Origin of the sequence: Frateuria sp. GZRR33 (assembly GCF_051900425.1) — a bacterium.
Lineage (GTDB): Bacteria > Pseudomonadota > Gammaproteobacteria > Xanthomonadales > Rhodanobacteraceae > Frateuria_A.
Genome location: NZ_JBHZGK010000001.1, coordinates 149,711 through 173,634, shown reverse-complemented (window position 1 = coordinate 173,634; position 23,924 = coordinate 149,711). Strand labels below are relative to the sequence as shown.

The 23,924-nt window shown below is 69.0% G+C and carries 19 protein-coding genes; 10 read left to right on the top strand and 9 right to left on the bottom strand.

Annotated features, from left to right (window positions below; all coding sequences use genetic code 11):
- Window positions 1-107: 107 nt before the first annotated feature.
- Complete coding sequence (locus tag ACFWZU_RS00835) at window positions 108-3,002, top strand: EAL domain-containing protein (RefSeq protein WP_439699512.1); 2,895 nt, start codon at window positions 108-110, stop codon at window positions 3,000-3,002.
- Window positions 3,003-3,048: 46 nt separating this feature from the next.
- Here the strand turns inward: ACFWZU_RS00835 and ACFWZU_RS00830 are convergent, their stop codons facing one another.
- Window positions 3,049-3,948 carry an Hsp33 family molecular chaperone HslO gene (locus ACFWZU_RS00830; protein WP_439699511.1) on the bottom strand — a complete coding sequence of 300 codons (900 nt, stop codon included), beginning with the start codon at window positions 3,946-3,948 and terminating at the stop codon, window positions 3,049-3,051.
- Between the two features lie 108 nt (window positions 3,949-4,056).
- Between ACFWZU_RS00830 and mtgA the strand changes: the two genes are divergently transcribed.
- The 3 genes from mtgA (at window position 4,057) to ACFWZU_RS00815 (ending at window position 6,238) form a co-directional block, all read left to right on the top strand.
- Window positions 4,057-4,797: a monofunctional biosynthetic peptidoglycan transglycosylase gene (gene mtgA / locus ACFWZU_RS00825; RefSeq protein WP_439699510.1), complete on the top strand. Its 741-nt coding sequence runs from the start codon at window positions 4,057-4,059 to the stop codon at window positions 4,795-4,797.
- Between the two features lie 2 nt (window positions 4,798-4,799).
- Window positions 4,800-5,723, top strand: coding sequence for a glycosyltransferase family 2 protein (locus ACFWZU_RS00820; RefSeq protein ID WP_439699509.1), 924 nt, complete (start codon window positions 4,800-4,802; stop codon window positions 5,721-5,723).
- Window positions 5,724-5,809: 86 nt separating this feature from the next.
- A complete protein-coding gene (locus ACFWZU_RS00815; protein ID WP_439699508.1) occupies window positions 5,810-6,238 on the top strand; it encodes a CBS domain-containing protein in 429 nt (142 codons plus the stop codon).
- Between the two features lie 76 nt (window positions 6,239-6,314).
- Here ACFWZU_RS00815 and ACFWZU_RS00810 read toward each other — a convergent pair whose 3' ends face one another.
- Window positions 6,315-7,538 carry an NTP/NDP exchange transporter gene (locus ACFWZU_RS00810; protein ID WP_439699804.1) on the bottom strand — a complete coding sequence of 408 codons (1,224 nt, stop codon included), beginning with the start codon at window positions 7,536-7,538 and terminating at the stop codon, window positions 6,315-6,317.
- 278 nt (window positions 7,539-7,816) lie between these two features.
- Between ACFWZU_RS00810 and ACFWZU_RS00805 the strand changes: the two genes are divergently transcribed.
- Window positions 7,817-9,112: a serine hydrolase domain-containing protein gene (locus tag ACFWZU_RS00805; protein ID WP_439699507.1), complete on the top strand. Its 1,296-nt coding sequence runs from the start codon at window positions 7,817-7,819 to the stop codon at window positions 9,110-9,112.
- 66 nt (window positions 9,113-9,178) lie between these two features.
- On the opposite strand, the gene ACFWZU_RS00800 is transcribed toward ACFWZU_RS00805, so the two are convergent.
- The 6 genes from ACFWZU_RS00800 to ACFWZU_RS00775 form a co-directional block, all read right to left on the bottom strand.
- The gene (locus ACFWZU_RS00800; protein WP_439699506.1) at window positions 9,179-10,174 is read right to left on the bottom strand and encodes an energy transducer TonB; all 996 of its coding nucleotides are present in this window, start codon (window positions 10,172-10,174) and stop codon (window positions 9,179-9,181) included.
- 275 nt (window positions 10,175-10,449) lie between these two features.
- Complete coding sequence (gene metJ / locus ACFWZU_RS00795; RefSeq protein WP_439699505.1) at window positions 10,450-10,998, bottom strand: met regulon transcriptional regulator MetJ; 549 nt, start codon at window positions 10,996-10,998, stop codon at window positions 10,450-10,452.
- A gap of 465 nt (window positions 10,999-11,463) precedes the next feature.
- Window positions 11,464-11,859: a glycine cleavage system protein GcvH gene (gene gcvH / locus ACFWZU_RS00790; RefSeq protein WP_231321437.1), complete on the bottom strand. Its 396-nt coding sequence runs from the start codon at window positions 11,857-11,859 to the stop codon at window positions 11,464-11,466.
- Between the two features lie 85 nt (window positions 11,860-11,944).
- Window positions 11,945-13,045 carry a glycine cleavage system aminomethyltransferase GcvT gene (gene gcvT / locus ACFWZU_RS00785; RefSeq protein WP_439699504.1) on the bottom strand — a complete coding sequence of 367 codons (1,101 nt, stop codon included), beginning with the start codon at window positions 13,043-13,045 and terminating at the stop codon, window positions 11,945-11,947.
- A 123-nt stretch (window positions 13,046-13,168) separates the two neighbouring features.
- Entirely contained in the window at window positions 13,169-13,756 is a 588-nt protein-coding gene (locus ACFWZU_RS00780; protein ID WP_439699503.1) for an alpha-ketoglutarate-dependent dioxygenase AlkB family protein, read from the bottom strand.
- Window positions 13,757-13,760: 4 nt separating this feature from the next.
- A complete protein-coding gene (locus ACFWZU_RS00775) occupies window positions 13,761-15,158 on the bottom strand; it encodes an amidase (protein ID WP_439699502.1) in 1,398 nt (465 codons plus the stop codon).
- A 149-nt stretch (window positions 15,159-15,307) separates the two neighbouring features.
- Between ACFWZU_RS00775 and ACFWZU_RS00770 the strand changes: the two genes are divergently transcribed.
- From ACFWZU_RS00770 to ACFWZU_RS00760, 3 genes are all read left to right on the top strand, one after another.
- Window positions 15,308-16,924, top strand: coding sequence for a 4Fe-4S dicluster domain-containing protein (locus ACFWZU_RS00770; RefSeq protein ID WP_439699501.1), 1,617 nt, complete (start codon window positions 15,308-15,310; stop codon window positions 16,922-16,924).
- Window positions 16,925-16,995: 71 nt separating this feature from the next.
- A complete protein-coding gene (locus tag ACFWZU_RS00765) occupies window positions 16,996-19,014 on the top strand; it encodes a glycosyltransferase (protein WP_439699500.1) in 2,019 nt (672 codons plus the stop codon).
- Window positions 19,015-19,022: 8 nt separating this feature from the next.
- The gene (locus ACFWZU_RS00760; protein ID WP_439699499.1) at window positions 19,023-21,089 is read left to right on the top strand and encodes a glycoside hydrolase family 99-like domain-containing protein; all 2,067 of its coding nucleotides are present in this window, start codon (window positions 19,023-19,025) and stop codon (window positions 21,087-21,089) included.
- Here the strand turns inward: ACFWZU_RS00760 and galE are convergent.
- Entirely contained in the window at window positions 21,083-22,057 is a 975-nt protein-coding gene (galE, locus tag ACFWZU_RS00755) for a UDP-glucose 4-epimerase GalE (RefSeq protein WP_439699498.1), read from the bottom strand. The genes ACFWZU_RS00760 and galE overlap by 7 nt on opposite strands.
- A gap of 135 nt (window positions 22,058-22,192) precedes the next feature.
- Here galE and ACFWZU_RS00750 point away from each other — a divergent pair, with 135 nt between their 5' ends.
- Window positions 22,193-22,939, top strand: coding sequence for an electron transfer flavoprotein subunit beta/FixA family protein (locus ACFWZU_RS00750; protein WP_439699497.1), 747 nt, complete (start codon window positions 22,193-22,195; stop codon window positions 22,937-22,939).
- Between the two features lie 27 nt (window positions 22,940-22,966).
- Window positions 22,967-23,911: an electron transfer flavoprotein subunit alpha/FixB family protein gene (locus ACFWZU_RS00745; RefSeq protein WP_439699496.1), complete on the top strand. Its 945-nt coding sequence runs from the start codon at window positions 22,967-22,969 to the stop codon at window positions 23,909-23,911.
- Window positions 23,912-23,924 lie beyond the last annotated feature (13 nt).

The window sequence follows — 23,924 nt, the reverse complement described above, 5'->3', positions numbered from 1 at the left end:
AAGAGGGTTCCCCGGGGATGAAAATTCAGGCAAAACAGACTCCGACAAAGCCCTCCGCGCACGATATAGTCACGCCACGGCCCCGCCACGGAATCTGAAAACGCGCCATGAACCCGGCTCCTCCCACCCGCGAGCCCCCGACCTTCCCCGCCGACCGGGAAGTGCTGCACCGGGCGGTCGAGCGGCTGTTCGGAGCCGCGGACGCGGGCAGCGTGGCGGCGGTCTGCGAAACCCTGCTGTCGGACTGGCACGTGCGCGCCCGCCTGGGCTGGCGCCAGCTGGGCGGCGAAGAGGTTCCGGCCGCCGCCGGCCGGATGGAACTGGCCGAGGACCCGCAAGGGCTGCGCGTGCTGGTGCTGGAACCGGAGACGCCGCTGTCCGAGCCGCTGCGCGAACGGCTGGCCTGGTTCGGCCGCCTGGCCGGTACGCGGATGCGCCAGCAGGCCGAGACCGCGCGACTGTATGAGGCGATTTCGCGCCTGGCGCTCGCCGAGCGGCTGCAGCGGGCGCTCTTCGCCATCGCCGAACAGGCCGGCACCGAACGCAACATGGCCGAGATGATGCGCTCGCTGCACGCCATCGTCGGCAGCCTGATGTATGCGGAGAACTTCTACATCGTGCTCTACGACGAAGCCACCGACAGCGTGCGCTTCCCGTACTACGCCGATGCGGCCGACCGCGACCCGCCCTCGCCCGAGCGCAGCGTGCCGCTGGCCGACCTGGAACACAGCCTGACCTGGAACCTGCTCAAGGGCGGGCGCGCCATGATGGGCTCGATCGAAGAGCTGAACCGCACGGTGCCCGACCGACTGGTACTGATCGGGCCGGACTGCGAACACTGGCTGGGCGTGCCGTTGTTGCGCGAAGCCAAGGTGGTGGGCGGTATCGTGATCCAGAGCTACCGCGCCGATACCCAGTACACCACGCAGGACCGCGAGCTGCTCTGCTACGTGGCCCAGCACGTGCAGGCCGCGCTGGAAAAGCGCCAGGCGCAGACCGAACTGGAGCGGCGCGTGGCCGACCGCACGGCCGCCCTGCGCGAGGCCAATCGCGTGCTGCGCCAGCAAGTGCTACAGCGCCAGCGCGGCGAGCGGCTGCAGGCGGCACTGTTCCGCATCGCCGAACTGGCCAGCACCTCCGAGGGCCTCGATACCTTCTACTCGGCCGTACACCGGGTGATCGGCGGACTCCTCTACGCTCGGAACTTCTACATTGCACTGGTCGACGAAGACAACGGGCAGCTGACCTTCCCCTATTCGGTCGACGAGGTGGACAACGTGCCGGCGCCGCGACTGCACGGCCGCGGCGCCACCGAATACGTGCTTCGCCACGGCAAGCCACTGCTGGCCGACTCTGCCGAACTGGAACGGCTGACCGCGCTGGGCGAGATCCAGCGCCAGGGTACCCATTCGCTGTGCTGGCTCGGCGTGCCGCTGGTGTGGGGCGAGAAGGTGATGGGCGTGCTGGCGGTGCAGAGCTACACCCCCGAGCACACCTACAACGAGCGTGACCAGGAACTGCTCACCTTCGTCAGCTACCACATTGCCAACGCCCTGCAGCGCAAGCACACGGCCGAATCGCTGAAACAGGCCTACGCGGGGCTGGAGCGCCGCGTCACCGAGCGCACCCGCGCGCTGGCACTGGCCAACCGCGACCTGCGCGAGCAGATCGCCGAACGCGAACGGGTCGAGCGCCGGCTCAAGTACGAAACCCTGCACGACTCGCTTACCGGCCTGCCCAACCGCACGCTGCTGCTGCAGCGGATGGAGCAGGCGCTGGAACGCTATCGCGGGGAACCGGATGAGGGCGGCTTCGCCGTACTGTTCATCGATCTGGACCGCTTCAAGGTCATCAACGATTCGGTCGGGCACCTGGTGGGCGACGACCTGCTGTTCCAGGTCGGCGGGCGCATCCGCGCGTGCCTGAAGACCCGCGACGTGGTCGCGCGCCTGGGCGGCGACGAGTTCGCCGTGCTGCTGGAAGGTATCGCCGACCCGGCGACCGCAGTGGCGGTCGCCGAGCGCGTCATCGCTGAATTGCAGGTACCGTTCCGCCTGGGCGCCAAGGAAATATTCACCTCTGCCTCGATCGGCGTGGCCCTGCCGGGCCCGCACTACCAGAAACCGGAAGAGCTGCTGCGCGACGCCGATGCGGCGATGTATCGCGCCAAGGACGAAGGCCGCCACCGCGCGGCGGTGTTCGACGACCGCCTGCGCCGCGAGGCGCTGTCGCTGCTGGAGCTGGAGAGCGACCTGCGCCGTGGCCTGGCGCGCAACGAATTCGTGCCGTTCTATCAGCCCATCGTGGCGCTGGAAGACGGCCGCGTGGTCGGCTACGAGGCGCTGCTGCGCTGGCACCACCCGGACCGGGGCCTGCTCGCCCCGGGCGAATTCCTGGTGATCGCCGAGGAAGCCGGCTGCGCCGAGAGCATCGACTGGCAGATCTTCGAGCAGGTTTGCGCGCAGGCGCCGCAGCTGCTGGGCAAGGACGGGTTCGTCAGCATCAACGTGTCTGGCCGCCATTTCCGTCTTCCGGATCTGGATGCCCGCCTGCTCGCCCTGCTCGCCGAGCACGGCCTGCCGCCGCGGCAGGTGCGCATCGAGGTGACCGAGCGCGCGCTGCTGGACAACCCGGCGCAGGTCAAGCGCATCCTGGAGAACATGCGCAGCCGCGGCGTGCGGGTGGCGCTGGACGACTTCGGCACCGGCTATTCCTCGCTGAGCTACCTGCATCAGTACCCGTTCGAGACACTGAAGATCGACCGCTCCTTCATTACCGAGCTGCCGCGCGAGGGCGACGGCCAGGGCCTGGCCGTGGTACGCGCGATCCAGGTACTGGCCGACTCGCTCAACATGCTGGTGATCGCCGAAGGCATCGAGGAAGAACACCAGCGCCAGGCGCTGATGCGCGTCGGCTGCCGTTACGGTCAGGGCTTCCTGTTCGCACGCCCGCAGCCGATCAGCGTGTGGTTGCCGGCCGATCCGACGCCGGCCGTGGCGTGATGCAGACGATGGTGGCGCAGGGAGGGCTTCAGCCCGCCCTGCCAGCTCACTGCGACGTCGTCGACGTATCCGCGCTCACCCCGCCACTGAGCACGTGCTCGGCATCGATGCGATCGAAGGTGTAGCGCTGCGCGCAGAACTCGCAGATCACCTCGACCTCGCCATCGCGCGCCGCCAGCGCAGCTTCGACTTCGTCCCTGCCGAGCGAACGCAGCATCGATTCGACCCGCTCGCGCGAGCAACTGCAACCGAACGCCAGCGGTCGCGGTTCGAACAGCCGCACGGTTTCCTCGTGATAGAGCCGGTACAGCAAGTGCTCCGGCGCGGTCGCCAGCATTTCCTCGCGGCCCAGCGTGCCGGTCAGGTGCAGCACGCGGCTCCAGGCATCCTCGTCCTCGACCGCATCGTGGCCACCCTCGCCCGGAAGCTTCTGCAGCATCAGCCCGACCGCGTGCTCGCCGTCGGCTGCCAGCAGCAGGCGTGCCGGCAGCTGCTCGGACAGGCGGAAGTAGTTTTCCAGCGCGCCGGCCAGCTCCGGCTGGCCGAGCTCGACCAGGCCCTGGTAGCGCTGGCCACGCTCGGCGTGGCCGATGGTGATCGCCATGACGGCGCCCGGCAGCGCGGAAAGGTCCAGCGGCTCGGGCAGCGGATCGTTCCAGCGCGCCAGGCCGCGCAGCCGCCCTTGGTCGCTGCACTCGGTGAACAGCAGGCGCAGCGCGCCGCTGCTCTTGAGCTCGATCGACAGCGCGCCCTCCAGCTTGATGTTGCCGGTCAGCAACGCGCTGGCGACCAGGCTCTGGCCCAGCAGCTCCTGCAGCGGTGCCGGGTAGTCGGAGCGCCCGGCGACCTCGCGCCAGGCGGCGCCCAGCCGCACCAGCACGCCACGCACGCCGGCGCGTTCGAGCACGAAGCGATGCAGCACGTCTTCGACAAGCACGGTTTCCACAAAAAAGACCTCGTCACGGGGAATCAGTCGAGATGGGGGCAGCGGCGGCGGGGGACAATAGGCCGCTTATACTCCCCGGGTTTGCTACCCAAGGTCGACGCCAAGACGATGCCACCGCTGCGCACCGCCCTCCGCCGCCTGCTGCGCCCGCTCGCCATCCTGGTGGTCTCGTGGCTCGCGCTGTCCTGGCTGGTGGTGCTGGTGCTGCGCTTCGTGCCGCCGTGGACCTCGGCGATGATGATGGAGCGGCGCGTGGGCGCCTGGCTGCACGGCGAGCGTGATTTCCGGCTGCAACAGCACTGGGTGCCGTGGGAGCGCGTGTCGCCGTACGTGCCGCTGGCGATGGTGGCCAGCGAGGACCAGAAGTTTCCGTTCCATCACGGTTTCGACCTCGAACAGATCCAGGATGCGCTGGACGATGCCGACGAGGGTAAGCGCCTGCGCGGTGCCAGCACGATCAGCCAGCAGGTCGCCAAGAACCTGTTTCTCTGGAATGGCCACAGCTTCGTGCGCAAGGGGCTGGAGGCCTACTACACCGTGCTGATCGAGCTGACCTGGCCCAAGCGGCGCATCCTCGAGGTGTACATGAACATCGCCGAGCTGGGTAACGGCATCTATGGCGTGGCCGCGGCGAGCGAGACGTACTTCCACGTGCCGCCGGCGCGGCTTGGACCGGCGCAGGCCGCGCGCCTGGCCGCGGTGCTGCCCAGCCCGCGCCGCCTGCATGCCGACCGCCCCAGCGCCTACGTCCAGCGCCGCACGCAATGGATCCTTCGACAGATGCAGCACCTGGGTGGCCCCGGCTACCTGGACGCGAACCATCCCCCGCGCGTGCGGCGAGGACACTGACCATGAGCGAACTGACCGTCGTCGTCCCCGCCTATAACGAGGCGGCCGTACTCGACGCGTTCCACCAGCGCCTTGGCGCCGTGCTCGACACGCTGGCGCTGGACAGCGCCGTGCTCTACGTCGACGACGGCAGCACCGATGGCACCTGGCCCGCGATCGAGGCGCTGCGGGCAGGCGACCGGCGCGTGCGTGCGCTCAAGCTGTCGCGCAATTTCGGCAAGGAGGCCGCGCTTACCGCAGGACTGGACCACGTCACCGCTGGCGCGGCCGTGGTGATCGACGCCGACCTGCAGGACCCGCCCGAGTTGATCCCCGAGCTCGTCGAGCAATGGCGCGCCGGCTTCGACGTGGTCTACGCCACGCGCAGCGCGCGAGCCGGCGAGACGCGCCTGAAGCGCTTGACCGCGGCCGGCTTCTACCGCGCCATGGAGCGTCTCTCCGAAACCCCGCTGCCGCGCGATACCGGCGACTTCCGCCTGCTTTCGCGCCGCGCGCTGGATGCGCTGTCGAAACTGCGCGAACGCCAGCGTTTCATGAAGGGCCTGTTCGCCTGGATCGGCTACCGCCAGACCGCCGTGCGCTACCAGCGCGAGCCCCGTCACGGGGGCCGCACCAAATGGAACTACTGGCGCCTGACCCAGCTGGCCATCGAGGGCATCACCTCGTTCTCCAGCGCACCGTTGCGGCTGGCGACCTGGGTCGGGCTGGGTTCCTCGCTGCTTGCCTTCGTCTACGGGCTATGGGTGCTGACCAAGGCGCTGATCTGGGGCGACCCGGTCCGCGGCTACCCGACGCTGATGCTGGTGATCCTGTTCCTCGGTGGCGTGCAGCTGCTGGCGCTGGGCGTGATCGGCGAATACCTGGGACGCAGCTATGCCGAGAGCAAGCAACGCCCGCTGTACTTCGTCGAAGAAGAACACCTGTAGCCCGCCCGGGGCCGCCGGTCGGCATCTACACGCCCCGCCGACACCGCGGCGCTAGACTCGGCGCAAGCCGAAGAGGAGCACCGGGCATGCGTCAGGTAAGGCATCTTCTGCAGAGCAAGGGAAGCGACGTCTACGCGATCGCACCCGAGGCCCCGGTGCTCGACGCGATCCGGCAGATGGCCGAACGCCGCGTCGGCGCGCTGGTGGTGATGAAGGACGCGTCGCTCTCGGGCATCGTTTCCGAGCGCGACTACGCCCGCAAGGTGATCCTGCAGGGACGTTCCTCCGCGCAGACGGCCGTGGCCGACATCATGAGCAGCGATCCACTGACCATTGCGCCCGAAACCGACGTGTTCGACTGCATGCGCCTGTGCACGGAGCGCCGCGTGCGCCACCTGCCGGTGGTCGAGGACGGCCGCGTGGTCGGCGTGATCTCGATCGGCGATCTGGTCAAGGCGGTGATCGACGCGCAGGCCGAGCAGATCGAGCAGTTGCAGCGCTACATCACCAGTTGATCGTTTTCTTAGGGGGCTTCAGCCCACCTTGCCAGGGCGCGTGGGCTGAAGCCCACCCTACGGCCGCGGGCCCGGCTCAGTCCCTGGCCAGATCCGGTGCCCGCCCGGCCCGTCGCGCGACCCACGCCGCCATCGTCGCCACGCCGGCGCCGATCAAGCCCATGCCGCCCACGCCCACACCGAGCCACGCCAGCAGGCTTACGCCGCTGGTCACCAGCACGTCGCCGAAGCGCCACACGGCCGTCTCGACGAAGTTCTTGCCCTTGTAGCGCGTCTCGCGCGGCACGCGGGTGTACAGCGCGTCGACCGCCGGCTTGGTCATGCCATAGGCGAACCCGCGCGTGGTCACCAGCATCACGGCCAGCAACGGCACGGCCATGCCCAGCAGACGCACGTCGCCGGGGCCGAACACGGCGACCATCAGCAGCAGGCCGATATTGACCAGGGCGGGCACCACCAGGCCCCAGCCGGCGCCGAACCGCACCAGCAGCCATCGCGTCAGCGTCAGCTGCAGCAGGGCGCCGAGCGCGTTGGTCGCCAGGTCCAGGTCGTTGTAGAACGAGGTGCGCGCGACGCGGTCGGCCAAATGCGCCTTCGCGTAGTCGGCCATCAACGCGTAGGCCAGCGTGCCGATGCCGTCGCCGAGCAGCATGAGCATCGCCATGTAGCGCAGGAACGGCCGCGACCACAGCTCGCGGATGCCGGCCCACAGCGAGCCACCGGTACCCTGCGAGGCGCGTCCGTCGCCTGCCAGTTCGTCGCGCGCCGACAGTTGCAGCAGCAACAACAGCGCAAGCCCCAGGGCGGCGGACGAGACCACCAGCAACTGCGCCACGCCGAGCACGTGCAACAGCCATCGCGTCAGCAGCGGCCCGAAGATCGCCCCGCCCATGCCCCCGAGCGCGATCAGCGGGAACACCCGCCGCGCCTGCTGGCTGACGAAGATGTCGGCCATGAAGCTCCAGAACAGCGACACGACGAACAGGTTGAATACGCTGACCCAGACGTAGAACACCACGCCCAGCAGACGCGCGCCGATCCGTTCCTGCGCCAGGAATGCCGGCACGAAGGCGACCAGGCAGACGATGAAGAAGCTGTAGCTCCAGGCCAGCAGCCGCCGGCGCGACACGTGCGCCACCAGCCAGCCGAACACCGGGGTCAGCAGCAGCATCACGGCGAAGGTCACCGCGTAGAACAGCGGCAACGACTGCGACCCTACCGCGCCGCCCAACTGGTCGCGCACGGGTCGGATGATGTAATAGCCGGCCATCACCAGGAAGAAGGCCAGCGTGGAGAGGATCAGCCCGCTGCGCTCGTCGGCGCGGGCGTTGTGGCGCAGGCTCACGGAGAGTCCAGCCTCGTGGGGAGCGCCAAAGCCTAGCATGGGCGGGCCGGTCGGCAGTCGCGCGCCGGACGCGGCGCCTGCGCACCCACCCCGACCGGCTGAACACCGGCAGCCTGGCGACTGCCTGCTCACGTTGTCGAGCTGGCCCGCGTAGCCCACAATCGAGGGCATCGTGCCTGCCCCAGGCCGTCTCTTGTTCCCCTTTCAAGGCTTTGCGCCGGACCCTTCCAGGCATGCAGCTTCGTACGCTTCCCTTGCTGATCGCCGGCCTGCTCGGCGCAGCGACTACCCCCTCGCTGGCCCACGCTTCCACGCCAGCTTCGCCACCCGCCACCGCACCGGCCATCGATTCCACCACGCAGTCGCTCCCGCCCGCACGGGTGAAGGAGACACTGGAGGCGTACAGGCAGTGGCTAGGCAAGCTGGAGCAGCGCAACGCCGTCGCCGGCCTGGCGACCGCGGTCGTGGTCAACGACAAGGTGGTGTTCGAAGGCACCATCGGCTACGCCGATGCCGCGGACAAGGAACCGGTCAAACCGGACACCGTGTTCCGCCTCGCGTCGCTGTCCAAGGCGTTCGCCACCGGGCTCACCGCGATCCTGGTGCAGGACGGCAAGCTGGCGTGGGACACGCGGCTGGTCAACGTCCTGCCGTTCTTCAAGCTCAAGAACATGCCGGACACCCAGCGCGCCACCGTCGCCGACATCCTGGGCCAGCGCCTCGGGCTGCCGCGCAACACCTACGACAACATGCTCGAGGACGACGTGCCCTACGAAGAGCTGGTGCGCAAGCTCGACCAGGTCGACATGACCTGCGGCGTGGGCAAGTGCTACGGCTACCAGAACGTCGCCTTCAGCCTGATCGGCGACGTGGTATACGCGATGACCGGCAACTTCTTCTACAAGCTGGTCGACCGGCGGATCTTCCTGCCGCTGGGCATGAGCACCGCCAGCTACGGCCGGGCCGGGCTGGAATCGAGCAAGAGCTGGGCGCGCCCGCACCGCCGCGCGCGGCGCGGCTGGGTGCCGTTCGAGCCGAAGGAGAACTACTACCGCGTGGCCCCGGCGGCCGGCGTCAACGCCAGCCTGCGCGACATGGAGAAATGGCTGATCGCGCAGATGGGTGGGCGCCCCGACGTGTTCACGCCGGCCACGCTGGAAGTGCTGCATGCGCCGGGTGTGCGCACGCCGGCCGAACTGCATTCCTCTCCCTGGCGCAACGGCCGCCTCACCTCCGCAGCCTATGCACTGGGCTGGCGCGTTTTCACCTACGGCGGCGAAACACTGGTCTACCACGCGGGTGCGGTCGAGGGTTACCGCACGATGATCGGGTTCTTCCCCAAGTACCACGCCGGCGTGGTGACGATGTGGAATGCCGGCGTGCCCACGCCGTCGGGGTTGATGCCGATGGTGTTCGACAGCCTGCTCGGCTTGCCGCACGTGGATTGGGCCGGGCTGGAGAGGAACGTCCCGGACCGCGCGCCGGCCAAGCCGCGGCGGGCTCGCGCCGCGCGCCATCGGCGCCACTGATGCGCGCCCCGAAGGCATAAAAAAAGGCGGCGCACGAGCGCCGCCTTTTTTGTCCCGCGCGTCAGCTCAGAGCTTGAACTCGATCTTCTTCTGAAGCTTGGCCTCCACCGGCGTGCCATTGCGCGTGGCCGGCTTGTACTTCCAGCGCTCGACCGCGTTGATCGCCTCGCGGTCGAACAGGTGGCGCGGCTGGGCGTCGACGACCTGCACGCCGCTGACGTTGCCCTCGGTATCGACCGTATAGCCCACCAGCACCCAGCCTTGCGTGCGCGTACGCTGCGCCTGGGTCGGGAAGCGCGGCTGCACGTACTTGGTCATCACCGGATCCGTGCTCACCACCTGCTGCGGCGTCGGCTTCGCCGGCTCGGCGGTGGCGGGCGCGTTCGTCGCGGCAACCTCGGTCTGCGCCTTCTGCTCGGACGGCTGTGCCTTCTGCTGGGCGGCGACCTTGTCAGCTGCCGCCTTGTCCGCCGCCGCCTTGTCGGCGGCCAGCTGCTGCTGGCGCTGCTGCTCAAGCGCCTGCTGCTGTTCCTTGTCGAGCAGCTTGCGCTGCGCGTCGAGCTTGGAGCGCAGGATGGTCAGCGTGTAGTTGGCCGGATCGGCCTTGGCCAGCAGATCGATCTGGCGCTGCGCCTCGTTGAAGTCGCGCCCGTTGATCGCCTGCTCCGCGCCGCTGGCTGCGAACGGGAAGGTCTCGCGCAGGGCATCGGTGGCCACCGGATTGCCTGGCTGCTTCTCCAGCGCCTTGAGGTAGAACTCGAAGGCGTTGTTGCCCGCGGGGGCGAGCACGCGATGATCGTTCATCGCCTTGCGCGCCTCGGCAAGCAACTGGTTCAAGTCCATCGCCTCGACATTGGCTGGCGGCGCCACGGCAATCTTGTCGGTCGAGACCGGGGTCGACGGATGGCCGCCGCCGTCCTGCATGACCAGTTCCTGGTGCGGCTGCAGGATCAGGAACCAGCTGGCCACGGCCAGCAGGACGAAAATGGCGATAACGGCGATCAAGGTGGGCCGGGCGGCCCCGCGCGCGTGCGCGCGCATCGAACTGGTACGGGTATCCATGGGACGTTCACCATTGGCTGGCATGAGATACCCGCGCTTTTTCCCCCTGTAGGAGCGGCCGTCCCCCTGGACGTGCGCGGCGCGAGTGCGCACAACTTACCGCCAATGTGCCGTTGCGGCAAATACTTGGGCCGCTGGCAGACCCTGCTTTTTCGGGGTCCTGAAACGAAGCGTCCCGGCCGGGGCCGGGACGAATCGCTCTTCGAAGTACCCTCCCTGCGCTGGGCACCGCAGGGAGAGAAAGTCGATACCGCTAGTTGGTCTTCTGGAAACGCTTACTTCTTGGCCTTGGCGGTCTTGGTGGCCTTGGCGGTCTTGGTGGCCTTGACCACCTTGGCCGGTGCAGCCTTCTTGGCGGCCGGCTTCTTGGCGGCAACCTTCTTCACGGCAACCTTCTTGACGGCAGCCTTCTTGGCGGCGGCCGGCTTCTTGGCGGCAGCCTTCTTCGGGGCGGCCTTCTTGGCAGCGACCTTCTTGGTCGCCGGCTTCTTGGCAACCGGCTTCTTCGCGGCGGCCTTCTTCACAGCGGTCTTCTTGGCGGGCGCCTTCTTGGCGGCCGGTTTCTTCGCAGCGGTTTTCTTGGCAGTGGCCATTCGTCTCAGCTCCTCATCAGTTGGCAGTGGTTGCCCAGTAAAAGCGTGCAGGAACGCCTCCACCAGCAAGTCGCTGTTGGTGGCGTGCCGAAGATTGTTGACTTGACGGCGGGTGCGCTCGTCGGAAAGCAGACGCAGGACATGCAGCGGAATCGACACGGTGATCTTGCGCACCGCGCCGGCCTTTTCGCCGTGATCGACATAAGGCGTTATGAATTTCGATGCTGCCATGTGGACCCGTTCCCCTGATCTGAAGCGAAAGCTATTCCTGAAGATTTCAACTGTCAATTGATTTCGACCAGAAAATTTGACCTGTCGAAAGCCCCTCCCCGAGGCCGCAAAGGGCCGCGGGGCAAGGGCTTGCGGAGCAATAAGGGCATTTTCAAATGGACGTATAAACGTCCAATCAAAATAACCACTCAATTAGCCGATGCCGCGCAAAGCCTTGCACCACAAGGGTTTACGCCACGTCGCCCACCTTCGACCCCCGCGTCGTTCGCGCGCTACCGCGGCTCGCCCGACAGGTCAGTCGACGGGCAACGAGGGGCTTCGTTCGAATGAATGGAAGTCGACCAGCGGCACGACCGATGGCGATCGCGGGTGGTTCGTGGCGCTTCCCGAGCCGGTCTTCCCCGCGAGTCGAGGAGGCCGGTGGCCGATCGTGCGCCGACGATGCGGCGCACGATCTTCGGACCGTCAGTGGTCCTCGTTCTCGATCTGCTCGGCGTAGGCGTCGGCATCGAGCAGTTCATCCAGTTCGGCGCGATCGGAAATGCGCACGGCGAAAATCCAGCCGTCGCCGAAGGCGTCTTCGTTGATCGTCTCGGGCTTGTCGTTGAGCAGCTCGTTGACCTCGACGATCTCGCCGGACACCGGCGAATAGATGTCCGAAGCGGCCTTGACCGATTCGACCACCGCCACGCCCGTGCCGGCCTGCACGCTGGCGCCGATTTCCGGCAGCTCCACGTAGACCAGGTCGCCGAGCTGGCCCTGCGCGTGGTCGGAGATGCCCACGCGCACCACGCCGTTGTCTTCGACGCGGGCCCACTCGTGGGATTTGAGAAACTTCAGGTCGCCGGGGATCTCGCTCATGGTCGGGTCCAGTCGTTGGTCGTGGAATGGAGCGGCGATTCTAGCCGCTCGGCGGGAACTCGCATAAAGGGATGGCGCGCGTGAATCAGATGCCTTCGCAGGGCTTGCCGTCACGCACGAACGGGTACTTCACCACGCGCACCGGCACCTCGCGGCCGCGGATATCCACCCGCACCTCGCCAGGGTCGCCGGCCGGGATGCGCGCAAAGGCCACCGCCTTGTCCAGCGTGGGCGCAAAGCTGCCGGAGAGGATCTCGCCCTCGCCGTTGGCGGTGAGCACCTTCTGACCGTGGCGCAGCACGCCCTTCTCGTCGAGTACCAGGCCGACCATCACGCGCGGCACGCCGGCGGCCTTCTGCGTCTCCAGCGCCTTGCGGCCGATGAAGTCGCGCCCCTCGTCCAATGCGATGGTCCAGCCCAGGTTGGCCTCCCACGGGGACACCGTCTCGTCCATGTCCTGGCCGTAGAGGTTCATGCCCGCTTCCAGACGCAGCGTGTCGCGCGCACCCAGGCCCGCCGGCTTCACGCCCGCGTCGACCAGCGCCTGCCACAGCGCGACCGCCTGCTCGCGGGGCACGATGATCTCGAAGCCGTCTTCACCGGTGTAGCCGGTGCGCGCGATGAACAGCGGCATGCCGTGGGGGCCCTGCGCGGCGGCGGCGGCGAAACGGCCGAGCTTTTCGATGCGCGGACGGTCGACCTCGTGCAGCAGGCCGATCACCTTCGCGCGGGCGTTGGGACCCTGTACCGCGATCATCGCGAAGTCGGGACGCTCCTTCACTTCCACGTCGAACGCCCTGGCCTGCCGTTCGATCCAGGCCAGGTCCTTGGCGCGCGTGGCGGCGTTCACCACCAGGCGGAAGTGCGCCTCGTCGAAGAAGTACACGATCAGGTCGTCGATCACCCCGCCCTGCTCGTTGAGCATGCACGAGTACAGCGCCTTGCCCTGCGCCTTGAGCTTGTCGACGCTGTTGGCGAGCAGGTGGCGCAGGAACTCGCGCGTGCGCGGACCGTGCAGGTCGACCACGGTCATGTGCGAGACGTCGAACATCCCGGCGTCGCGGCGCACCGCGTGGTGCTCCTCGATCTGCGAGCCGTAGTTGATCGGCATGTCCCACCCGCCGAAGTCGACCATGCGGGCGCCCGACGCGCGATGGGTGTCGTTGAGTACGGTCTTCTCGGTCATCGCACGGGCACCTTGGGGAAAGTCGCGATTATCGCCGGCGTCCGGGAGCAAGCCAAGGTGCATGCCCTCCGGCAGGAGCTCCTTTGCGACCGCCATGCATCCCCATCGCGGACAGGTGCGCTCCTACAGGATCCGGCGGAAGGTGAGGTTGATGCGTGGCGACTGCACGCGCGCCATGCGCGGCAGCGCGTGCTGGTAGAGCCGCTGGGTTGCGCCGGCCATGCGCAACAGGCTGCCATGCGGCAGTGGCAGTTCCAGCGCCACCGGACCGCGGGTGGACTTGCGACGCAATAGGAAGCGACGTGCCGCGCCCAGGCTGAGCGAGGCGATCACCGGCGCCGCGCCCAGTTCGGGCTCGTCGTCGCTGTGCCAGCCCATCGCGTCGCGGCCGTCGCGGTAGAGGTTGGCAAGCACGCTGTTGAAAGCGCTGCCGCAGGCCCGCTCCAGGCGCGGGCGCAGCGCGGCCAGTGCCGGTGGCCAGGGGTGCGGCTCGAAGCGCGTGCGCGAATAGACGTAGCCGGCGCCCGGGTCGCCGATCCAGCAGCTCAGACGCGGCGAGGCGACCTCGCGGCCGAACATCCGGATGACATGGGTTTCCCACGGAATGGTTTCGAGCAGCTCGCCGAAAAGCGCATCCGCCTCGGCCGGCGGCAGCCAGTCTGCCCGGAGCGCGAGGTCCGCGCCCTCCAGCGCGAGCGGCTGCCAGCCCACGCGCTCAGGCGATCGCCGGGTAGGTCGGCTCCACGTCCAGCGTCGAGGCGCATACCGCGGCCAGTTCCAGCAGACGCAGGTCCGAACCACGCGCGCCGACGAACTGCATGCCGATCGGACGTCCGTCCGGCAAGGCCCCCATCGGGATGCTCACCGCCGGGCAACCGGCCAGGCTGGCGAAGCTGGTGAGGTCGGCCGCCGAGTCGGGCGCGGGGCCGTCCAGCGGGAACGCGCCCTGGGGCGTGGTCGGCAGCACCAGCACGTCGATCTGCGCGAACAGGCGGCGCATCTTGAGCGTGGCCGCGTCGAGCACGCGGTCGGCAATGGCGTAGTCGGCCGCGCTCTTGCGCGCGGCGTAGCCGAGCATCTCGCGCAGGCGCGGCGAGACCGGGCGCGCGGTATCGGCCAGGTCTTCGGCGAAGGTGCCGAGCATTTCCGCCTCCATCAGCAGCAGGCCGGCGCGGCGGGTGCGCGCAAAGTTCCAATCGGAGAAGTCGACCGTGCGCCGCTCGCCGAGCTCGCGCGGCAGGCGGGCCAGCGCCGATTCGAACACCTCGATCACCTCCGGCTCCACGCCCACCGCCGCCAGGTCCGGCAGCAGGCCGGCGCGCAGGTTGCCCGGCTCCCAGTCCGGCGGCGAGAACGCCACGCGGCGCCGGCGCGAGCGCGCGTCGTCGGCGTCGTAGCCGGCCAGCACCTGCAGCAGCACGGTCAGATCGTTGGCACTGCGCGCGAGCAGGCCCACGGCATCGAGCCGCCGTGCCGCGGGCAGCATGCCGCGGGCGGAGATCTCGCCGTGCGTGGGCTTGAGTGCATACACGCCGCAGTAGCTGGCCGGGATGCGGATGGAACCGAGACTGTCCGACCCCACGGCCGCCGCCGCGAGCCCGGCCGCCACCGCCGCGGCCGCACCACCGGACGAACCGCCCGCGCTGTAGCCCTGCTTGTACGGATTCTGCGTCGCCCCGTAGTGCGGATTGTCGGTAGCGGCGCCCAGCGCCGCCTCGTCCATGTTGGTCTTGCCCACCAGCACCGCGCCGGAAGCGCGCAGCCGCGCAACCACGTGGGAGTCGTCCTGCACCGGCTGCTCGCGTCCCGGCAAACCGGCGCGGGTGGGCCAGCCGGCCATGTCAAAGTTGTCCTTCAGCGCGATCGGTATGCCATCGAGGCGGCCGAGCACGCCGTCGCGCCGCCGATGTGTCGCGGTGCGCGCCTGTTCCTGCAGCAGGCCGGGGCGCAGGTCGACGTAGGCGTTGAGCTCGGGATTGATCCGCTCGATCGCCGCCTGGTAGACGTCGGCCAGCGCCTGGGGTTGCACGCGACCTACCGCCAGCCAGTGCAGGAGCTGGCACACGCTGGCGCGGCGCAGGTCGATGTCGGCGATCGGCGGAGTCGAATTCATGCCTCGTCCTTCGGGGTGTATTTCCGATTATCGCCACGGCCTGCAAAGCGATTGCAAGCGGTCGTTAGTGAAGAGCCCGGTTTGCCGCCGGGCCTGCGAAACCGGACAATGCCGGTCCTTCCTTGTAAGTACGCCGCACGGAGTCCGCCATGAGCGAGCGCGAAACGATGGAATACGACGTGGTCGTGGTCGGCGCAGGCCCGGCCGGGCTGTCGTTCGCGATCCGCCTGAAACAACTGCAGCCGGACACCACCGTCTGCGTGATCGAGAAGGCCTCCACCATCGGCGCGCAGATCCTGTCCGGCGCGGTGATCGAACCGGGTCCGCTCGACGCGCTGCTGCCCGGCTGGCGCGACAACCCGCCGCCGATCTGCGTGCCCGCCGGCGAGGATGAATTCTGGCTCCTCAGCAAGACCGGCGGGCGCAAGCTGCCGGTGCCACCGGGGATGAACAACCACGGCAACTTCATCGTTTCGCTCGGCGCCATGTGCGCCTGGCTGGCGCCGCAGGCCGAGGCGCTGGGCGTGGACGTATTCCCCGGCTTCGCCGCCGCCGACAACGTCTACAACGAGGATGGCTCGGTCGCCGGCGTGCGCATCGGCGACATGGGCGTGGCCAAGGACGGGACGCACAAGAGCGGTTACACCCAGGGCATCGACATCAAGGCGAAGGTCACCGTGCTGGCCGAGGGTGCGCGCGGCAGCCTGACCAAGCAGCTGATCAAGCGCTTCGCGCTGGACAAGGACTCCGATCCGCAGGGCTACTCGATCGGCATCAAGGAGCTGTGGCAGGTGCCCGCCGGACGCGTCACCCCCGGCAAGATCGTGCACAGCTTCGGCTGGCCGGCCGACACCAGCACCTACGGCGGCAGCTTCCTCTATCACCTGGACGGCGACCGCATCGCGCTCGGCTACGTCAGCGGCCTGGACTACCGCGATCCGGAGTACAAGCCCTGGGAAGCCTTCCAGCAATGGAAGAACCATCCGCACGTGAAGCCCCTGCTCGAGGGCGGCAACATCCTTTCGGCCGGCGCCCGCGCCATCGTCACCGGCGGCTACCAGTCGCTGCCGAAGGTCGAGATGCCCGGCGCGATCCTGATCGGCGACACCGCGGGCCTTCTCAACGTGCCCAAGATCAAGGGCACCCACCAGGCAATCCGCAGCGGCATGCTCGCCGCCGAGCACCTGGCCGCCAACGGCCTGAACGCCGCCGGCTTCGACGCCACCCTGCGCGCCTCGCCGGCGATGGCGGAACTGAAGCAGGTGCGCAACATCAAGCCTGGCTTCAAGAAGGGTCTGTGGTTCGGCATGGCCAACGCCGCGTGGGAAACGCTCACCCGCGGCGCCTCGCCGTGGACGCTGAAGAACAAGCCGGACTGGTGCTCACTGGAGAAAGTCGGGGAGTACGAAGAACCCAAGCGCGACTACGTCGCCCGCGAGCTGCCCCCGCGCGACCGCCTGGCCGGCGTCTACTTTGCCGCCACCGAGCATGACGAGGACCAGCCGGTCCATCTGCACGTGGCCGACACCAACATCTGCATCGAGCGCTGCAGCGTCGAATACGACAACCCCTGCACGCGTTTCTGCCCGGCCAACGTCTACGAGATCGTCGAAGACGCCATGCCTGATGGCAGCAGTGGCAAGCGGCTCCAGATCAATGCCGCCAACTGCGTGCACTGCAAGACCTGCGACATCAAGGATCCGTACGAGATCATCACCTGGGTCACGCCCGAGGGCGGCTCCGGCCCGAACTACCAGAACATGTAAGCCGCGAGGCCACGCTCCTGATCGGCAACCTGCAATGGCGCTTCCGGCGCCTTGGCTACCAGTGGCAACGCGTGCGCGGCAGCATCGCACTGCGCGGCTGGGGCGGCACGCTGGCGCGCGTGCGCCAGCACTTCTCGCATGAGCCGGCGGCCGACGAGGGCCTGGCGCTGCTGCCGCTGGACGTGCCGTTCGAGCCTTTTGCCCTGCCCGGTGCGGACGCGCCGCTCGTGTCGATCGTCATCCCGGTCCACGGCAAGCTCGCATACACCCTCGCCTGCCTGCGTTCGCTCGCGCTCCAGGATGCGCACGCGGCGTTCGAGGTCATCGTGGTGGACGACGCCTCGCCGGACGACACCGCCCAGGTACTGTCCCGGGTGGCGAACCTGCGGCTGTTGCGCAACCCGCACAACCTCGGCTTCATCGACAGTTGCAACGCGGGCGCCGCGGCGGCGAAGGGCGGGTTCCTGCTGTTCCTCAACAACGACACGCAGGTCACGCCCGGCTGGCTGGACGCGTTGCTGGCCTGCTTCGCCGAGCGCGCCGACTGCGGCATCGCCGGCGCGCGGCTGGTCTATCCCGACGGGCGCCTGCAGGAGGCCGGTGGGCTGGTGTTCGCCGACGGCAGCTGCTGGAACACCGGGCGCTTCGAGGACCGCGACGCCCCCGCCTTCCAGTATCGCCGCCGCACCGATTACGTCACCGGCGCCGCCCTGCTCGTGCGGCGCGCGGTGTTCGACCGCGTGGGCGGCTTCGATACCCGTTACCGACCGGCCTACTACGAAGACACCGACCTGGCCTTCGCGGTGCGGCAACTGGGCCTTGCCGTGTACTACGAGCCGGCCAGCACGGTGGTCCACTGCGAGGGCATCACCTCCGGCACCGACCCCGGCAGCGGCACGAAGCGCCACCAGGTGATCAACCAGGCCGCGTTCGCCGCCAAGTGGGCCGAACAGCTCGCCCTGCAGCCACCACCCGGCACGCCGCTGGAGCAGGCGGTCCGCTGGCAGGCACGGGGCCGCGTGCTGGTGGTGGACGGCACCGTGCCCGACCCGACGCGCGACTCCGGCTCGCTGCGCCTGTGCGGCATCCTGCGCCTGCTGGACCAGCAGGGCTGGAGCACCTGCTTCTTCCCCGACGACCGCCGCGCGAGCCGGCGTGACCGGCTCGCGCTGGGCGAACTGGGCTGCGAGGTGCTCGGCCAGGAAGAGCTGGCAAAGTGGCTGCGCCGGCACGGGCGGCAGTTGCACGCGGTGATCCTCTGCCGCCACACCGTCGCCGGCCAGTACGCCGGACTGGTGCGCCGGTACGCGCCGCAGGCGCGGCTGGTGTTCGACACCGTCGACCTGCATTTCCTGCGCGAGGGGCGCGCCGCGGACCTCGCCGGGCACCCGGGACTGGCGCGGCAGGCCGCCGCATCGCGGCGCAGCGAACTGCGCCTGATCGAGCGCTGCGACGCGACCCTCGTAGTGAGCGCGCACGAGCAGGCGCTGCTGTCGGAACTGCTGCCCGGCGCGCGCGTCGAGCTGCTGTCCAACATCCATAAGGTGCATGGCTGCCGCCAACCGCAGGAGGCGCGCAGGGACCTGGTGTTCATCGGCGGCTGGGGCCATCCGCCCAATGCCGACGCGATCCGCTGGATCGCCGGGGAAATCCTGCCGCGCCTGCGCGACGCCCTGCCGGACCTGCGCGTGCACGTACTGGGTGACCTGCCGGACGAGGCTCGCGCGGAGCTCGCCCGCCCCGGCCTGGAACTGCACGGCCGTGTGCCCGCGCTAGAGCCGTGGCTGGACGGCTGCCTGGCGTCGCTCGCGCCGCTGCGCTTCGGCGCCGGGGTCAAGGGCAAGATCAACATGGCGATGAGCTACGGCCTGCCCGTCATCGCCAGCACCATCGCCGTGGAAGGGATGCAACTGACTGACGGCGTCGATGTGCTGGTTGCCGATGACGCGGCCGCATACGTCGAAGCGACGCTGCGCCTGAGCCGCGACGCCAGGCTCTGGCGACAACTTTCCGAGTGCGGCCTGGAAAACGTGCGTCGGCACTTTTCAGTGGAAGCCGCCGCTGCCACCCTCGAGCGCGTCCTGGGTTGATCCGCACGATGACGTCCTCCGCTGCCAAGCGTTACCTCTTCCGCGCGCTGCGGCTGGGTTTCCGCGCCCTGCCCTTGCCCACCGCCATGCGCGACCGGCTGCGCCAGCGCTTTCTGGAGCGCTACGTCAACCTGGTCCCCGCGGGGCCGCGCGGCCAGGCCACCGCCGGCGCCGGCCGCCGGCCGCACCGGCACGCCGCCGGACGCGCGATCGGCTTCGTCGAAGCGCGCGCCGAGGCGCTGCCCGTGCCGCTTCCGGCGACACTGGTGGCGTTCTACCTGCCGCAGTTCCATCCGATTCCGCAGAACGACGCGTGGTGGGGCGAGGGCTTCACCGAATGGACCAACGTGACGCGCGCACTGCCGCAGTTCGAAGGCCACGCGCAGCCGCGCCTGCCGGGCGCGCTGGGGTATTACGACCTGCGCCTGCCCGCGGTGATGCGCCGCCAGATGGCGCTGGCCCGTGCGTACGGCGTCGGCGCGTTCTGCAGCTATTTCTACTGGTTCGGCGGCGAGCGGCTGCTCGAGCAGCCACTGCTGCAGTGGCTGGATGACCCGTCGTTGGATCTGCCGCTGTGCCTGTGCTGGGCCAACGAGAACTGGTCTCGGCGCTGGGACGGCCGTGCCGACGACCTGCTGATCGGCCAGCGCCACAGCCCGGAGGACGACCTGGCCTTCATCGCGTACGTCGCGCGTTGGCTGCGCGACCCGCGCTACCTGCGCGTGCAGGGCAAGCCATTGCTGCTGGTCTACCGTCCCGGCCTGTTGCCCGACCCGAAGGCCACCGCGGCACGCTGGCGCCAGTGGTGCCGCGAGGCGGGCATCGGTGAAATCCAACTCGCCTACGTGCAGAGCTTCGACCGGGTCGACCCGCGCGAGATCGGCTTTGACGCGGCGGTCGAGTTTCCGCCCAACAACACCACGCTTGCGCCGATCACCGCGCGCCAGCGGCTGCTCAACCCCGACTTCCACGGCGACGTGCACGACTGGCGCGAACTGGCGCGCCAGGCCGTGGCGCAACCGGAGCCGCCGTACCTGCGCTACCCCGGCGTCAACCCAGGCTGGGACAACGAGCCCCGGCGCAGCGGCAAGGGCCGCGTATTCGCGCACGCCTCGCCGCGCGGCTACCGCGACTGGTTGCGCCAGGCGATCGCCACGGCGCGCCGGCGCCAACCCGCCCAGCCGCTGGTGTTCGTCAACGCCTGGAACGAATGGGCCGAGGGTGCCGTGCTCGAGCCGGACGCGCGGCTGGGCCACGCCTGGCTGCAGGCAACCCGGGACGCCCTGCGCGAGGCGCCCGCCGCGCCGACCACGCGGCCGTGCGCAGTCATCCACGTGTGGTACGTCGAAGTGCTGGACGAGATCCTGGCCGCGCTCGAAGCCACCAGCCTGCCATGGCGGATCGTCGTCACCACCGCGCACGAGCGGGCCGCGGCCGTGCGCGAACGGCTCGACGCGCTGGGAGCGCAGGCCGAGCTGCACGTGTTCGAGAACCGCGGCCGCGACATCCTGCCCTTCCTGCACGTGGCCAACCGGCTGCTCGACGAAGGGGTCGAGGTGGTGCTGAAACTGCATACCAAGCGCTCGGTGCATCGGCAGGATGGCGAGCACTGGCGGCGAGAGTTGCTCGACGGGCTGGTCTCGCCGGTGCGCGCGCATGCGGTGACGGCCGCGTTCGCCGCCGAACCGTCACTCGGTCTGGTCGCAGCGGACGGTCACGTCCAGCCGCTCGGCTTCTACTGGGGCGCCAACCGCGACACGGTCGACTACCTGGCCACGCGGCTGGGCCTGGCCGAGCCCGAGGTCGAGCGCGACCGCTTCATCGCCGGCAGCATGTTCTGGGCACGGCTGGAAGCGCTGCGCCCGCTGCTGGACGCGCACCTCGGCCCATGGGAATTCGAAGCCGAGGCGGGCCAGCTCGACGGCACGTTCGCCCATGCCATCGAACGGATCTTCATGCTGGCCGCGCGCCATGCCGGCTTCCGCACGCTGGAGGCCGGCGAGCTGCTGGGCCTGCCGACGTCGCAGCGGCCTTTTCCCTATGCCGCTGCCGATGGGGCGGGCGCGCGTCAGTAACGCGGCGCGCGGTGCCAGCGCCAGGCGGTCTCGATGATCGCGCCGATGTCGCTGTAGCGTGGCGCCCAGCCCAGCGCTTCGCGTGCCCGCGCGCTGGAGGCCACCAGTACCGCCGGATCGCCGGCACGACGCGGCGCACGCTCGAAAGGAATCTCCACGCCGGTGACCCGGCGCGCCGCCTCGATCACCTGCAGCACAGTGAACCCCTGCCCGTTGCCCAGGTTGAACACATGCGCGCCCTCGTGGGCGTCCATGAAGCCCAGCGCCTGCAGGTGCGCCGCAGCCAGGTCGTTCACGTGCACGTAGTCGCGCACGCAGGTACCGTCGGCGGTCGCGTAGTCGTCGCCGAACACCTTCAGCCCTGCGCCCTGCCCCAGCGCCGAACGCAGCACGTTGGGGATCAGGTGCGTCTCCGGCTGGTGCGATTCGCCGATGTCCCCGGACGGATCGGCGCCGGCGGCATTGAAGTAGCGCAACGCGACCGAACGCAGGCCGTAGGCGCGGTGTGCGTCGGCCAGGATGCGCTCGACCATCAGCTTGCTGGCGCCGTAGGGGTTGATCGGCGCGGTGGCGTGTTGCTCGTCGATCAGCGGCGCCTGCGGTTGCCCGAACACGGCGGCGGTGGAGGAGAACACCAATCGCGCCACGCCCGCCTCGCGCATCGCCTGGAGCAGGTTCAAGGTGCCGCCGACGTTGTTGTCGTAATAGGCGTACGGCTGCTCGACCGATTCGCCGACCAGCGAACGCGCGCAGAAATGGATCACTGCGTCGAAGCGCGTGCCCGCGAACAGTCCGGCGAGCGCCGCACGGTCCATCAGGTCGCCTTGCACCAGCGGCGCGTCTCCGACCGCCTCGCGGTGCCCGGTGGAGAGGTTGTCCAGCACCACCGGCTGGTGGCCACTCGCCAGCAGGTGGCGAACCATGTGCGAGCCGATGTAGCCGGCACCGCCGCAAACCAAGACCTTCATGCACGCTCCCATATGCGCCAACGCGCCATTCTACCGATGAACCCGCATACGCCGGCGCATGGCCGCTCGGGTTAGAATCGGCGATTCATGTCCCTTCCCCTGCCGCGCGCGGAGCGGCACATCCAAGGAACCGAAATGAAGATTCTGGTCGGCTACAAGCGCGTCGTGGACTACAACGTCCGCATCCAGGTCAAGCCTGACGGCACCGGCGTGGTGACCGAGGGCGTCAAGCTCTCGGCCAACCCGTTCGACGACATCGCCCTCGAAGAGGCCCTGCGCCTGCGCGAGAAGGGCGTCGCCGAAGAGGTGGTGATCGTCGGCATCGGCCCGGCCGACCTCACTGCGCACCTGCGCAACGGGCTGGCGATGGGCGCCAACCGCGCCATCCACGTCACCACCGCCGATGCCGTGCAGCCGCTCACCGCCGCGCGCGTGTTCCTCAAGCTGGTCGAGAAGGAGCAGCCGGGCCTGGTGATCCTGGGCAAGCAGGCCATCGACGACGACGCCAACCAGACCGGCCAGATGCTGGCCGCGCTGTGGGATCGCCCGCAGGCCACTTTCGCCAGCAAGGTGGAGATCGCCGATGGCAAGGCCACGGTGACGCGCGAGGTCGACGCCGGGCTGGAGACCATCGAGGCCGAGCTGCCGGCCGTGATCACCACCGACCTGCGCCTGAACGAGCCGCGCTTCATCAAGCTGCCGGACATCATGAAGGCCAAGTCCAAGCCGATCGACGTGATCGAGTTCGGCTCGCTCGGCGTCGAAGGCGGCGATCACCTGAAAACCACCCACTACGCCGCGCCGCCCAAGCGCAGCAAGGGCGTGATGGTGAAGGACGCGGCCGAACTGGTCGCCACCCTGAAGCAGAAGGGCCTGCTGTAAGCGGCCGCCGGGAACAGGAGACAAGACATGAGCAAGATCCTCGTCATCGCCGAACACCTGGACGGCAAGCTGAACTCCTCCACCGCTCGCGCGGTCAGCGCCGCCGCGGCCGTCAAACCCGAAGCCATCGACGTGCTGGTGCTGGCCGACAACGCCGATGCCGTCGCCGCCGAGGCCGCGAAGATCGAAGGCGTAAGCCGCGTGCTGACCGCGACCCGCGCCGAGAACGCGCACGCGCTCGCCGCCGTGCTGGCGCCGCAGGTGGCCAAGGCCGCCGCCGGCTACAGCCACGTGTTCGCCCCCTCCACCACCTTCGGCAAGGACCTCGCCCCGCGCGTGGCGGCCCTGCTCGGCGTGGCGCAGGTCAGCGACGTGATGGCGGTCGAAGGCGCCCACACCTTCAAGCGCCCGATCTACGCCGGCAACGCGATCGTCACGGTCGAGGCCGACCCGGCGCAGGCCGTGGTCGCGACCATCCGCACCGCCTCCTGGCCGGCCGCTGCCAGCGGCGCGAACAATGCGCCGGTGGAAGCCCTGACCCTCGACGTGGCACTGCCCTCGCACACCCGCTTCGTCGAACTGAAGCAGGGCAAGAGCGACCGCCCGGACCTGCAGAGCGCCAGCAAGGTCGTCTCCGGCGGCCGGGGCGTCGGCTCGAAGGAAAACTTCGAGATCATCTACAAGTTCGCCGACAGGATCGGCGCGGCCGTGGGTGCCTCGCGCGCCGCCGTGGACGCCGGCTACGTGCCGAACGAGATGCAGGTTGGCCAGACCGGCAAGATCATCGCGCCGGAGCTGTACATGGCCATCGGCATCTCCGGCGCCATCCAGCACCTGACCGGCATCAAGGACGCCGGCACCATCGTGGCGATCAACAAGGACGCCGAAGCGCCGATCTTCGAAGTGGCGGACATCGGCCTGGTCGGCGACCTGTTCAAGCTGCTCCCGGAGCTGGAGCAGGTGCTGGGTTGATCCCCGTGCCACC

Excerpts from the sequence above, each read along its gene's own strand:
- mtgA (WP_439699510.1), top strand. The coding sequence starts at position 4,057 with ATGCCACCGCTGCGCACCGCCCTCCGCCGCCTGCTGCGCCCGCTCGCC.
- ACFWZU_RS00750 (WP_439699497.1), top strand. The coding sequence starts at position 22,193 with ATGAAGATTCTGGTCGGCTACAAGCGCGTCGTGGACTACAACGTCCGC.
- ACFWZU_RS00770 (WP_439699501.1), top strand. The coding sequence starts at position 15,308 with ATGAGCGAGCGCGAAACGATGGAATACGACGTGGTCGTGGTCGGCGCA.
- ACFWZU_RS00835 (WP_439699512.1), top strand. The coding sequence starts at position 108 with ATGAACCCGGCTCCTCCCACCCGCGAGCCCCCGACCTTCCCCGCCGAC.
- ACFWZU_RS00760 (WP_439699499.1), top strand. The coding sequence starts at position 19,023 with ATGACGTCCTCCGCTGCCAAGCGTTACCTCTTCCGCGCGCTGCGGCTG.
- ACFWZU_RS00745 (WP_439699496.1), top strand. The coding sequence starts at position 22,967 with ATGAGCAAGATCCTCGTCATCGCCGAACACCTGGACGGCAAGCTGAAC.
- ACFWZU_RS00815 (WP_439699508.1), top strand. The coding sequence starts at position 5,810 with ATGCGTCAGGTAAGGCATCTTCTGCAGAGCAAGGGAAGCGACGTCTAC.
- gcvH (WP_231321437.1), bottom strand. The coding sequence starts at position 11,859 with ATGAGCGAGATCCCCGGCGACCTGAAGTTTCTCAAATCCCACGAGTGG.
- metJ (WP_439699505.1), bottom strand. The coding sequence starts at position 10,998 with ATGGCAGCATCGAAATTCATAACGCCTTATGTCGATCACGGCGAAAAG.
- ACFWZU_RS00775 (WP_439699502.1), bottom strand. The coding sequence starts at position 15,158 with ATGAATTCGACTCCGCCGATCGCCGACATCGACCTGCGCCGCGCCAGC.
- gcvT (WP_439699504.1), bottom strand. The coding sequence starts at position 13,045 with ATGACCGAGAAGACCGTACTCAACGACACCCATCGCGCGTCGGGCGCC.
- galE (WP_439699498.1), bottom strand. The coding sequence starts at position 22,057 with ATGAAGGTCTTGGTTTGCGGCGGTGCCGGCTACATCGGCTCGCACATG.
- ACFWZU_RS00820 (WP_439699509.1), top strand. The coding sequence starts at position 4,800 with ATGAGCGAACTGACCGTCGTCGTCCCCGCCTATAACGAGGCGGCCGTA.
- ACFWZU_RS00800 (WP_439699506.1), bottom strand. The coding sequence starts at position 10,174 with ATGGATACCCGTACCAGTTCGATGCGCGCGCACGCGCGCGGGGCCGCC.
- ACFWZU_RS00805 (WP_439699507.1), top strand. The coding sequence starts at position 7,817 with ATGCAGCTTCGTACGCTTCCCTTGCTGATCGCCGGCCTGCTCGGCGCA.